The sequence below is a fragment of the Paenibacillus sp. FSL K6-1330 genome (assembly GCF_037976825.1).
Lineage (GTDB): Bacteria > Bacillota > Bacilli > Paenibacillales > Paenibacillaceae > Paenibacillus_AQ.
The window spans coordinates 1,121,749-1,133,791 of sequence record NZ_CP150269.1 but is presented as its reverse complement, the minus strand read 5'-3'; the positions used below and the strand labels follow the sequence as shown (position 1 = coordinate 1,133,791).

General features: G+C 47.9%; 11 protein-coding genes. 2 read left to right on the top strand and 9 right to left on the bottom strand.

Annotation, left to right across the window (positions count from 1 at the left end; genetic code table 11):
- Window positions 1-26: 26 nt before the first annotated feature.
- The 4 genes from NYE54_RS04945 to NYE54_RS04930 all read right to left on the bottom strand — a co-directional run bounded on the left by NYE54_RS04945 (window position 27) and on the right by NYE54_RS04930 (window position 3,990).
- On the bottom strand, window positions 27-1,193 hold the full coding sequence (locus tag NYE54_RS04945) for a bis-aminopropyl spermidine synthase family protein (RefSeq protein ID WP_339270463.1): 1,167 nt from the start codon (window positions 1,191-1,193) through the stop codon (window positions 27-29).
- Window positions 1,194-1,552: 359 nt separating this feature from the next.
- Window positions 1,553-2,005, bottom strand: a complete 453-nt coding sequence (locus NYE54_RS04940) for a GNAT family N-acetyltransferase (RefSeq protein WP_339270461.1) — start codon at window positions 2,003-2,005, stop codon at window positions 1,553-1,555.
- Window positions 2,005-2,688, bottom strand: coding sequence for a sigma-70 family RNA polymerase sigma factor (locus NYE54_RS04935; RefSeq protein ID WP_076325620.1), 684 nt, complete (start codon window positions 2,686-2,688; stop codon window positions 2,005-2,007). The genes NYE54_RS04940 and NYE54_RS04935 overlap by 1 nt, the downstream gene beginning before the upstream one ends.
- 285 nt (window positions 2,689-2,973) lie before the next feature.
- Window positions 2,974-3,990, bottom strand: coding sequence for a zinc-dependent alcohol dehydrogenase family protein (locus NYE54_RS04930; protein ID WP_339270459.1), 1,017 nt, complete (start codon window positions 3,988-3,990; stop codon window positions 2,974-2,976).
- 310 nt (window positions 3,991-4,300) lie between these two features.
- Here NYE54_RS04930 and NYE54_RS04925 point away from each other — a divergent pair, with 310 nt between their 5' ends.
- The gene (locus tag NYE54_RS04925; protein ID WP_339270457.1) at window positions 4,301-4,525 is read left to right on the top strand and encodes a hypothetical protein; all 225 of its coding nucleotides are present in this window, start codon (window positions 4,301-4,303) and stop codon (window positions 4,523-4,525) included.
- A gap of 256 nt (window positions 4,526-4,781) precedes the next feature.
- Entirely contained in the window at window positions 4,782-5,237 is a 456-nt protein-coding gene (locus NYE54_RS04920; protein WP_339270455.1) for a hypothetical protein, read from the top strand.
- A gap of 266 nt (window positions 5,238-5,503) precedes the next feature.
- Here NYE54_RS04920 and NYE54_RS04915 read toward each other — a convergent pair whose 3' ends face one another.
- From NYE54_RS04915 to NYE54_RS04895, 5 genes are all read right to left on the bottom strand, one after another.
- Window positions 5,504-6,439: an NAD(P)/FAD-dependent oxidoreductase gene (locus tag NYE54_RS04915; RefSeq protein ID WP_339270454.1), complete on the bottom strand. Its 936-nt coding sequence runs from the start codon at window positions 6,437-6,439 to the stop codon at window positions 5,504-5,506.
- 451 nt (window positions 6,440-6,890) lie between these two features.
- Window positions 6,891-7,712, bottom strand: a complete 822-nt coding sequence (locus tag NYE54_RS04910; protein ID WP_339270452.1) for an MBL fold metallo-hydrolase — start codon at window positions 7,710-7,712, stop codon at window positions 6,891-6,893.
- A gap of 87 nt (window positions 7,713-7,799) precedes the next feature.
- Window positions 7,800-9,728 carry an ABC transporter permease gene (locus NYE54_RS04905; RefSeq protein WP_339270450.1) on the bottom strand — a complete coding sequence of 643 codons (1,929 nt, stop codon included), beginning with the start codon at window positions 9,726-9,728 and terminating at the stop codon, window positions 7,800-7,802.
- Entirely contained in the window at window positions 9,703-10,473 is a 771-nt protein-coding gene (locus tag NYE54_RS04900) for an ABC transporter ATP-binding protein (RefSeq protein ID WP_339270448.1), read from the bottom strand. Before NYE54_RS04900 ends, NYE54_RS04905 begins: the two co-directional genes overlap by 26 nt.
- 581 nt (window positions 10,474-11,054) lie before the next feature.
- On the bottom strand, window positions 11,055-12,041 hold the full coding sequence (locus NYE54_RS04895; RefSeq protein ID WP_339270446.1) for a sensor histidine kinase: 987 nt from the start codon (window positions 12,039-12,041) through the stop codon (window positions 11,055-11,057).
- Window positions 12,042-12,043 lie beyond the last annotated feature (2 nt).

The window sequence follows — 12,043 nt, the reverse complement described above, 5'->3', positions numbered from 1 at the left end:
CCCTCGATTGTTTCCACAAAGATAAGTCAGATCGTTTTCTTAGCCAGCCATGTGAACGTATGATTGACGCATACCGGACAGCCCTGCTTCTTCAAATCCTCGATCGTGGAAAAATCACCCTGCACGCCCACCTGCAGCTCACCCTGACATTGGATGCATCTGTAGGTTCGAACGGTTCGCCTAACCTCGCCTGTGTAGAGCTCATCCTCGAAAGAATCTGTAACACGCGGCGCCGTAAATTCCGTCGTTGTTAACACGATCATCTGACCGCTATTACCGATCATCTGCGCACCAATATATTGATTGAAATGAAGCAGGACCTGCTTTGCCGATAAACCCATACGGACGAATTCACGCTGCATGGACCATGTAAAATCGGGAGATTTGTGGGCGAAGGAGAGAAAGATGGGGCATCCCTTCTGGCGTTTCAGCGCGCTAATGCCTCTGGATAAGAACAGAGTCAGCCCTTGTAGCGTGTACGGCGGATCCGTGAAAAAGCAATCATATTGCCCGTTCAAGCCCTCAGGCAAAGGCTGCCTGAGATCGATATGCCTGCATGTAACCGATAAGCCTTCTTTTGCAGCCGCGCCCTGGATAAATCGCAGGAATCGCTCATCGATATCCATAACCGTAATGGCGGCTCTTTGGTCCTTCGCGTGCGGGAACAGCCGTTTAAGCAGCAGACCAAGCGAGATGCTCACCAGGTCGTCATCGCCAACACACAGAATGTTCTTCCCGATCAGACTGTGTTCCCTCAGACACAGAATCGCCCTCCGCAGACTCGTCTCTACCGTGCATTGGGATTGGTCAATCTGTACATCGACCTGCGGGCGCTGCTCCAGAATCTCCGTGAGCCTCGCTAGTACATCAGAAAGCTCCTCCTGCCAATCGGCTTCGCCGGCCAGAAGCTTCTGATACAGATCTATATCGATGCCTCCATACCCCAGCTCGTGTTCAATATAGGACTTCCCGGAATCGGTGCAGCGCACCCCCCGGTCCTGAATGAGAGCCCCTGCCTTGATGAGCTCCTTCTTGATCGCCGAAGCAACCGGAACCGGCAGATACGTATGACGTGCCAGCTCTTTGGTTGATATACCGGGCCGCATATAACTCGCTACCAGCAGCTGTTCGATCACCTGGACGCCTTCCTGCAGACGAACCTTGGTTTTCACTTCTTCTATATAATGGATCATGTGAAATCACGCTCTTTTCCTGAATATGAGTTTGTTATTACCCCTGGAAAAGAACACACGTAACCCCCATACGTGCTGCAGTAATGAAAAAAAAGGGACAGAAGTCCATGAACCATCGTCCATCTTCTGTCCCCCAAGCGGGAAGCCGTGCCCAGAGCACGGCTGTACAGTCAATATATAAGGGATGGCTGTTGTGTTCTTAACCAGGTGGACTCAGAACCATCGCGCATGACAAATAAAACTCACATAAAGTGGGTTTTTTCGCAATGCACAAGTCAGAGTCCTATAAAATTTGGTTAGTTAAGAACACACACCGACATCAAGACAGCTCCCTATTTTTTCAATATAAATTCCGCCGACTAAAATCTGTTGGCCATAAAAATAATATCCTTCTTCACTTCAAAACCATGTTTCCGATAAAAATCTTCCGCCGGAAGATCCTTTTCCGTTAGCAGCACCATGCAATGAATGTGAATTAAACTTAAGTATGCCTTCATTCCATTCATTAATGCCGAGCCTAATCCGCTGCCCTGACTACCGGTATCGATATAATATTCCTGGATATGATATTCCTTACCGCTATACCAGCTCTTCGTATGACCAAAAGAGGCACCGAGGATCTTACCATCCTGTTCAATAACAAACCCCAGAAATACCGGATTGTCCATAAATTCCGTGAGGTATTGCTGCACATGCTGTACGGAGTCCCACTGGTCGTACCAGGGTTCGCCGCTAAAGACCTTGAGCATCAGCTCGGAGCATGCTCCAAGGTCGGTTTTGTCCATCAATCTGACGTTCGGATTCGTTCCCATTAAACCGCCACACCCCATGATCTGTGAATGATATCGTAATCCCCGGCAAGCCTAGCCGTCCAGATCGATTTGGCTGGCAGAAGTACAACACTACCAGGCTGTAGGATAGGAGCAAAGTCATCCCGACTCGACTCCTTACCTACTATCGGGTCATGGCTCACGCTCCTTTCCGTGGAGGGATCCAATCTTTCCGCCAAAATGGCGCGGGCTCGGTACAACCGGGATTTCACCGTTCCTTGCGGTATTCCTACGATCTTGGCGATACGGCTAACCGGCATATCCCGGTAATAGTGAAGCTGAATGACCTTGCGTAAATCATCATCCAGGTGAGTCACGGCTTCGTTGAGTTCGATCGCTTCATACGGCAGTGAATCGGCACCGCCATTGGCAAGTTCAACCGTGCGCAGCCGCTGCTGGGAACGCAGCAGTTGCAGGCATTCATGAATGAGAATACGGGACAGCCATGTTTTGAAATAAGCAGGCTCCTTTAAGGTAGGCATAGCTGCGAAGGATTTATAAATCGCTTCCTGTACAGCATCCGCACAATCCTCTTCCCGCTTCAGGTACAAACGGGCTAAGCCATACAAATTACGCTCGCAAGCGTGGATCAGCCTGCTAAAGGCTTCCCGATCCCCATGCTTGGCAAGCTGAACATCGTGCTCTATATTTGATTTCTTATTCACATTGGGAGACCTCCTCTGCAACACTTTCTTGGCCTTACATATGTTAGATGCATCAGAACGTGTTCAGGTTCACGTCAGCTCATCATTTTTTTTAAAAAAGCCGGATTACCATCACCTTCATTTTCGCACAAATCCGTTCATCATTTCCATATTGAATATTCGTCATGACGCATTATCAATCAAAGTGCGACAATTCTTCCATGAAGGCTTCGTGATCGGACTTCCAGCCAAGTACATTTACGAGGCCGGTTATAACTCTTAATGCGAACGAAGACCATTAGCGCGTTAGTTGAATAAAAATGGTTCCAAAATCACCTTCCCTGTGTGACCACTTTGTTGGGTTTCTATAATTGCTTTCTCATATTCCCGTAGACTAAAACGCGTTCTTGGTGCTTGAATAGTCAATTCCCCATCTATCACCAATTTGAATACATCACCAAAAGTTTCATGCCACCGAACATCGGAGATACCTTCAATCCATCTTTTAAGCCAATATGGCTTCACTCTGATATTAGAATGTTTTTGGTGTATCTGAGCCCAATTCATTTGGGTTCCTGACATAAGACCAATACTTAAGACTGTGCCACCTGGACGGATACACTCAATCAGGTCGTGTCCATCTTGCCCGCCAATGCTATCAATACCGGCCGTTGCCCCCATCCCACAGGTCAATTCCAAAACTCGATGGACAAGCCATTCTTTAGACGTGTCAATTACCGCCCAAGCACCAAGCGAATGCAGTTCCTGGGTATGTCTATCATTTCTTACCACCGCAATCAATCTGTATCCAAACACCTTTGGAAACTGTGCAAAAATACGTCCTATTGCAGAACCGCAAGCATTTACAATTAACACATCATCAGACTTTAACCGCAATTCTTCTGTACAAATAAGCCACGCTGTCATAGGGTTAATGTACATTTGGCTTGCTGTTTCGTTATTGATTTCAACGGGAACTCGAATTGCAAAATTGGCTTTTGTTTTCACGTACTGTTGCCAAGTTCCCTCACCACGTAGAGGCAGTACCCGTTTACCTAAAAGGGATGTGGTTACGGATGAACCAACAGCTTCAACAACGCCAACCCCTTCATATCCTGGTACTGCTGGCAGCTGAATTCGATGTTTATAGGCACCTCGAATCGGAATTAGGTCAGAAGGATTGATTGGACTAAGAATCATTCGAACCACTATTTCGTCGTGCTGAAGTTGTATATCGTCTACTCGTTGTTCTAATTCCAACACCTCAAGAGGATTTCCAAACTTCTTATACTGTAAAGAAATAAACTCCTTAATGCGTCTCACTCCTTACTGAATTATCCTTGCAGCCCGTTAGATTAATGGAATAGCTGTCGAATTGTAATTAGAGATGTGTCTATATAGATATATATTTAAACCTAATAATCAGCGGTCAGCATGTACGAAACGATTCATGAATATTAAATCACAAAAGTAATCAAGGGTGTCCCAAATGTCATTAGCATAAAAATGACGATGGACACCCTCTTTTTGTTTTATCAGCTTGTTCACCTAAGCTGTAAAAGAAAACCATGTATAAAATTAGTTTTATAGGAAATTTTAATTCAATTCGTATACGAAGGAGTTGAAGTAAAGTATGATCCACCCCAAAGACGACTACGAGGTATTAGGTAATAAAATCGAAGTTGATTCAGATGTGAACGAGGATCGTGATCGAGAGGAGCAGTTGGATGACTCCTTTGAGGCCTGGTATGGGAATATTAATGACCAAGTGAAGCTAAAGCTAGATCTCACGAAAGTTCCGCAGGACAGTGTATTTGATTCAGGCGTCAGCATGGATGAGGATCCAGCCCAGGATTAAAAGCTCAACAACCATAAACAAGAGGCTACCGCTGAATGAAGTTCCCCCCGTCAAGTAGACATTTAAAAAAATCCTCTAAGCCACAGCCTACGTTCGATATTCTACTGGGCTGAGGTGAAAACAGACAGGGATTCTCGACAATATGAAGCCCTTGCAGACCCTGTATTCTGTATTTTTCCTATATTGGAATGGTCAAGTATCATGTTTTATTAGTTCTGAATAAGCTACAATCATCGATCAGATTGGAGGCTTATTAATGATAATTAACCCATATTTATGCTCATATTGTCGATCCCCTCAACCATCTTATTATCCGTATCCTGCACCATATTATGCCGTTTATCCTTCTAATAACAATCATTTCGAACATGGCATTGGTGTTCATGCTGGTGGACAGCTTGGGGGTGATTATGGAGCAGGTATGTTTGTCGGTGGTCATCTCGGGAGTGGCCATGGAATAGGAGCTCATGCTGGGGGCCATCTCGGCGGTGACTATGGAGTAGGAGTTCATGCTGGCGGCCAACTCGGTGGTGGTCATGGGATGGGAGTTCATGCAGGTGGATATCTTGGTGGAAAATATGGTGTCGGTGGTTATACCGGTGCACATCTTGGTGGGGGACATGGTTTTGGCTTCGATGCCGGGGGCCATTTAGCCGGTTATAGTGGTCAATTCGGTTTCCAGTTTGGCGGACACAAGGATGAGTTCCGGTAATAGAAAACGGTTTTAAAAGGAAAAATCGGGAATAGATTTGATTTCGCAATACCCTAATATAGAAAAAGCATCGTTCAAGCTTTTACAGAGGCTTAAGCGATGCTTTTATCTTTTTATTTGTTTGTGTCGCAGCACTGTACTCACATAGTTAGAGACTCGATTAATTGCACCATTGATGCGTGGTCCATGTCTCCAAAATACGCAGCCATCAGCCGATTCACCGTCAGCGCATGGGCGCGCGAAAAAGAAATTTCGGTCATCCGTGCCTATTCTTTCTTCTTCGGATTCAGGGATGTTTCAAGCAAATAGTCAACGACCCAAGGTCCAATATTCGCACCGGAGGCGGCTGAATGAACGAGATGGGCAAGCTGATCCGTAGCATTCCCGATCGCCCATACTCCTGGTCGGCTCGTTCTTCCGTACGTATCGGTAACTGCGAAACCGGCTTCGTCTACTTCACAGAGAGAGGCAGCCAGTTCAGACGCAGCTTTGAAAGGGGCCGCCACAAAAACTGCTTCACATGGCACTTCCGTGCCGCTCGCTGTGGCGATGGAGACGAGTTGGTCCCCTTCCGTTACCAGACCGGTCACCTCGTCTTGAACGGTTTTAACTCCGAATCCATCAAGCCTTGTCAGCGTTTCGGAGTCGAACTCGTGTGGGCTTACGACCGTTACGTCTGAAGACCACGCGGTCAGGAACTTTCCAAGCTGGGCAAGGCGCTCCGGAAGTCCAAAGGCTACGAAAGGTTTGTCCCGAACTTCATATCCGCTGAAGCATGGGCACAGATGAACGTACTTGCCCAACCCCTCTTTTAAGCCAGGCACCATGGGGAGCACATCGACTAGCCCTGTGGCCAGTACTACGGCCCGAGCCGTGATCTTCATCTTGCTGCCCCAGACATCAAAGAGCCCATCGGGCCTTGCTTCGATCTTCAATACGGTCTCACTGCGAATTTCTCCGCCGTAGCTTACCACCTCGGAACGCCCACGTTCCAGGAATTCGACCGGTGTACTTCCTTCATACCCAAGGTATTCATGAATCTTAGAGATCATTGAATTACGAACGGGTCCTCCGTCATAAATGACTGTTCGGCGACGAGCTCGAGTGAGAAACAGTGCTGCACTTAGCCCTGCAGCTCCTGCCCCTACCACCGCCACATCGAAGATATCATCATGGTCTTCTGAAGTATTGCGATTCATCATGTTCTTTCCTCCTTACAACGATCTCTTAGTGAAATGAGTACGATTATATAATGGACATTATAGGTCTATAATAACTTTAAAAAATAAAAGCTGTCAAGAATGTTTTTCTTTAAGGGGTAGCGTCAGGCAAACGTTTAATCCTGATGTGAATGTTACCGCAACAATTTCAGAGAGAATAAAGGCAGATATTATGAATGGGAGATTACTAACTGAGCAAAACTCAGTAAACATCTCAGAATTCATTAAAGATGGAGTGGAAGACATGTATCCGTGGTTGAATTAAAATAGTTCATATATATGGACTCATTTAATGTGTGTCAAGTTAATATAGACACTTCATATTACAATCTGCCTCATATTAAAAAACACCGCAAGGCCATCGCCCTCACGGTGTCTCGTTTAGCTTATAAATCGTTCATATCATGAAACGGATAATTAGATCCGTTCTCATTCAATTCATATCCTTATCCACATATCGGCCTTGCTCGGGAACGGCCAAACGATCAAAGTCCCGGGCCAGCCGTGCAAGTGAAGCCGTAAGCTCCTTACCCCGCATCGAAACCCCGTGTCCCGTGATCAGAACCTCGGGATTCAGGCTTGCCAGGTGGCGAACCGATTCCCGCGCGAGATCCCAATCCGGCGTAAAATACATCGGCGGACCATGCAGCTCCTTCTCCTGCCCGATGACGGCTAGCGCCGACTCTTGCTTCACCGTAATCACAGCGTCTCCCGCTACGAGGACTCGGTCCCGTTCGCGGAACAGAGAGATGTGACCGGGACTATGGCCCGGTGTCGGCAGCCATTTGAATTCAGGAAGACCCGGCACGCTGCCGTCCTCCGGCAGAGGTTGTATCCTGGAGCCCAGATCGATGGCTTTGTTCGGATACATCGGAGCAACGCGGGCCATCAATCCGCCGCCTACGCTTGGATCTCCTGGTGGATAGTCTTCTTTTCCCGTAAGAAACGCCAGTTCGCTCGGATGAGCGTAGACAGGTACGCTCCAGCGGTCCGCCAATGCCTTCACATTCCCGACATGGTCAAAATGGCCGTGCGTAAGCACGATGCAAACCGGCGGCTTTCCGAATCTTTTCTCCGCTTCTTCTACAATGGAGCCTTCAAAATTTCCGAGTCCCGTATCAATCAGTACCCAATCTCCCGTTCCAGGCGTACCGATCATCTGGACGTTCACCATTACAGTACGCAAAGATAGAATATCCGGCGTAATCTCTTCAGTCTCTACGGCACCCGTCTTTAACATGCTGTGATCATTCATTATGGAATCGCCCCCACTTCTCGTTGTAAGTGCTTCTTGTAATAACATACCCGTTTTGGCACTTTTCAACGAAGAAATGGCGATTTTTTACTGAATGATTTTGTTAAGACGATCCAGATAACGCCAGCGAGTGATAAAGAAATAAACGACCTGGATGCTCAGGAAGAAGATAAAGATCTTCAAACTGTGTCCTACAATCGAGAAGTCTACCAGCTGCTGCAGGGCTATGAAGGCAACGCCGCTATGAATGAGTGCGATCAGCATCGGCAGGAAAAACATAATGACAAGCTGCTTGGTAATGATGGTGCCAAGCTCTTTTTTACTGAGGCCAACCTTAGCAATCATGCGATACTGCTGTTCGTCCCGAGCAAGATCCGCATACAGTCGGAAATAAACAAAGCTTGCCGCGAAGGTGAAGAAGACAATGCCGACCAGGCCGCTAACCATAAGCAGAATGCCGTTCTGCTGCTGGGCGCTTTTCCACTCCAAGTACAATGATTTTAGATAATAGCTGTAGTCTTCATTCTCGTTGAGACGATCAGAAATCGCTCTAGACACATCCCCTGTATTCTTCCAATCCTTTACGTAAAATGTATGGTATGCCGCATAACCGTAATCCTGATCCTGTTGTGCCTGGAACGCATCCTCGTACAAGCGGTCGGATACGACTAGTGTCTCGCCGTAGGCTGCAGGTACAGCAATGAACGTTTCGGCTTTGAGCACCTTTACGGTTTCCGATTTCTTGCCGTTTAATATCTCGAACTGATCATTCAAGGGACCGTCGATTCGGTAGCTGTTCTTCTCCGAGACCGTTCCCGGAGTCAAGATCCCTTCAAGGTCACCCAATGTTTCTGCCGGGTAACCCTGCGACTGAATGAGACTGTTATATTCGCTAAGCTTAATTAGCATCACCCCGTTATCCGAGAAAATCGGGGTCACCTCCGCCTCCTTGTAATTGAATCCGCCCTTTTTGAGCTCCTCCCTGATGATATCAAGATGTCGATTGCCTTTGTCCGCATCCTCGTTATACAAGGAATACGTATAAGCATAAGGGTTCTCCATGGCCGACAGGCCCGGATCCCCAATCGCGAGCGTGGTACCGATCCCGGTAAAGGCAGATGCTGAAATGACTGAAACGAGGAAGAACATTACCGCATTATCCTTGATTCTGTACAGCAGCTCCGATACCGTCAGCAGATTGGTTCGACGGAAGAAAAATCGCTCCTTCTTCTGCAAATACCGCATAAAATAAACGCTGAATTGGGTGAAGAGAAAATACGTACCCATGATAACGAGTACAACCCCTCCAAACAGCAGAATAAAATTAAAGATTTGGAGAATCGCAAAAGCCATAACCATGCCGTATCCGGCACCAATCAGCAGGACAGCCATTAGGGCCAGCCAAGGCGAGGCTTTCGGCTGCGGTTTGGGACTTTCCTCCGCTTTCACGAGCGCAAGTAGTGTGCCCTTCCGCAGCATGAACGACGAGCACAGGGCAATCAGCAGGAACAGGACGGCATAAGCCGCTGCCGTGATGATCAGCGCTTTGAGCGGAACATAAAACGGAAGTCCGTTCTCCACGGCCAGCAGTTTCGCGCTGATTAACAGAATCAGCTTCGAGAACAGCACACCTGTCCCGATCCCGGCTACGATTGCCGCAACGCCAATCAGTATATTTTCGATAAACAGCATCCGGTTCAGCTGCTTGCGAGACATCCCGAGAATCAGGAGAATACCGAATTCCTTCTTTCGGACTTTGATAAAGGCTCCCACCGAATACAGAAGGAAAAAGAACGAAAAGACAAACACAATGTACTGGGATACTGTCATGCCCATCGTACCCAACAAGGACATGGTATCGCTGGAGGAGACCAGACCGTCCTTCAGCTGCGGGTGAAACGAGAGCAACCCGTAGGTAAAGAAAATCATGACCGAGAAGGCACTGCTCAGAAAATGGGCGATATATGTCCGCTTGCTGCGCAGGACATTGTTAATGGCGAACTGGCGAAAATTCATGTCCCGAACCTCCCAGCAGCGATAACACATTGATGATTTTTTGATAAAAGGCCGACTGGCTCTCACCGTACGTGATTTCGTTGTACAATTGACCGTCCTTGATAAACACCACCCGATTGCAGTAGCTTGCGGCAACCGGATCATGGGTGACCAGCAGCATCGTCACTTTGTCTTCTCTGTTTCTCCGGTCCATCATCTCCATGACGTCGCGCGCCGATTTGGAGTCCAGGTTCCCCGTCGGTTCATCGGCCAGGACCAGCTTCGGTACATGGATCATCGCCCGTGCTACGGCCGTCCGCTGCGCCTGTCCCCCCGATATTTCATAAGTCCGCTTATTCAGTATCGATGTAATGCCTAGCTTCTCGGCCAATATGCCCACCCTGCGGTTCATCTCATCCAAATCCACGCCATCCAGTGCCAATGGCAGCAGGATGTTCTCCTTCACCGTCAGCGTATTCAGCAGGTTGAATGACTGAAAGACAAACCCGAGCTCACGGCGGCGAAACATCGCGAGTTTATCCTGGGATAAACGGAACGGATCTTCCCCGCCAATGTGGATCTCCCCGGATGTGGGACGGTCGATGGTGGAGATCATGTTGAGCAGCGTTGTTTTTCCGCTGCCGGATGGTCCCATAATGCCAACGAATTCCCCTTCGTTGATGCTCAAATTGATATTGGAAAGCGCCTCGTGGGACACCGCGGCCTTGTAGACTTTGCCCAGATTGCGCACGTTTAGTATTTCCATCTTGTAAACCTCACCTTCTTTATCTCATATCTTGTAAGGTTAGTGTATAGCATCCCCGGAGCTTCTCCTATCGATCACTCTTTCACCAATCTTACATCGGTGTAAGATTCATGTTTACTAAAAGTAAAAGAGCACCAAAAACGTCACTTATGCGCTTCTCAAGACCGCTCCGATTACGTAACGTTCCTACGATCGCTGTTGCCCCCAAATTTTCTGAACGAATTCACTGTGGTGAAAATTCGGGTGCAAAGCCGACCGCTTCGCTTCTTCGGAATCGTTTCGTCCTCTTTCGCTGGTGCGTGCCGATACCTACTCATTATTTAAAACAAAAGAAAGAACCTTATCTCAGGGTTTCATGATGATTTCAATAACCATCGTTTATCCGAGATAAGGTGCTATCATAAAGTATTTATGTGGATTACTGTACCGCTCCATAATCTAAGAATGACTTAAATATTGTCTGATTGACCCTACTCGGCGCCTAAATCCATACTGTTATTTTAATTTTAAACAGCCAACAACCTTACTTAACGTCATAAGCCTCGCCAGTCAGACGCTAACAGGACTACTTGTCCCGAGTCTCACCCCGAGAATATCAACCTCACGGTCGTTCCTCTCCCCGGCTCGGATTCCAGCTCGATTTGGTGGTTCATTTTATGAACGACCTCCTTAACGAGATACAAGCCCATGCCGGTGGATTCCTTCAGTTTGCGTCCGTTTTCCCCGGTATAAAACGGGTCAAACACCCGCTTCATATCGGATTTGGGTATACCCATCCCCCGGTCCGTGATCTCCAGCACGACATGGCGGTGATCCTCGCTCCGGTGGGCTTGGATCGTCACCTTAAGTCCGGTACCGGCGGAATATTTGATGGCGTTGGATAGCAGCTGCAGCAGGATGAACCGAAGCCACTTGGCATCCGTCTGGACGGTGAGAATCGAATCGATCCGGACTTCCGGATACACATGACTGTGAATAAAATAACGCTTATTCTCGTGAACTGCATCGACTGCCGCCTGATGCAGCTTCACGGGCTCCACACTGAAATCCTGCTCAAAGGTTTCGAGCCTGGACATGTAGAGCACCATCTCCAGCCCGCGCCGAATCCGGTCGGACTCTTCGGATATACTCTTGAAGGAGTCGTTATCATCCTCTTGCATGATCATCTCAATGACGGACAGCGGCGTTTTCATCTGATGCACCCATTGATTCATGAAGATCATATGCTCTTTCCGCCGGCGCTCCCATTCTTCCATGACCGTTCGGTATTGACGGTATTGCTCTTCCATCAGCTCGCTAAGGGCCGTAGGCAGCGGGGCCGATTCATTATGCTTGATCGATTCCTCCAGCGACCTGATGGGCTGTGACAGCCGCTCGTAGAAATCCCGGTGCGTGAAGTACCGGAATGCCAAGTATCCGCCCAGAATGGTTAGACCGAGGAAAACGGCATAAGCCGCTGTCACCGGATGATCATAACCGTCATACCAGAATACGAGCAGCACGACGAACAACTCGGCGACCGTAAATAGAATCAGGGGCAGTTGCTCACGCCAAAACAGCTTTTTCATAG

Bases quoted from the DNA above. Each gene is read 5' to 3' on its own strand.
- NYE54_RS04945 (WP_339270463.1), bottom strand. From the start codon at position 1,193: ATGATCCATTATATAGAAGAAGTGAAAACCAAGGTTCGTCTGCAGGAA.
- NYE54_RS04940 (WP_339270461.1), bottom strand. From the start codon at position 2,005: ATGGGAACGAATCCGAACGTCAGATTGATGGACAAAACCGACCTTGGA.
- NYE54_RS04925 (WP_339270457.1), top strand. From the start codon at position 4,301: ATGATCCACCCCAAAGACGACTACGAGGTATTAGGTAATAAAATCGAA.
- NYE54_RS04920 (WP_339270455.1), top strand. From the start codon at position 4,782: ATGATAATTAACCCATATTTATGCTCATATTGTCGATCCCCTCAACCA.
- NYE54_RS04915 (WP_339270454.1), bottom strand. From the start codon at position 6,439: ATGATGAATCGCAATACTTCAGAAGACCATGATGATATCTTCGATGTG.
- NYE54_RS04910 (WP_339270452.1), bottom strand. From the start codon at position 7,712: ATGAATGATCACAGCATGTTAAAGACGGGTGCCGTAGAGACTGAAGAG.
- NYE54_RS04905 (WP_339270450.1), bottom strand. From the start codon at position 9,728: ATGAATTTTCGCCAGTTCGCCATTAACAATGTCCTGCGCAGCAAGCGG.
- NYE54_RS04900 (WP_339270448.1), bottom strand. From the start codon at position 10,473: ATGGAAATACTAAACGTGCGCAATCTGGGCAAAGTCTACAAGGCCGCG.
- NYE54_RS04895 (WP_339270446.1), bottom strand. From the start codon at position 12,041: ATGAAAAAGCTGTTTTGGCGTGAGCAACTGCCCCTGATTCTATTTACG.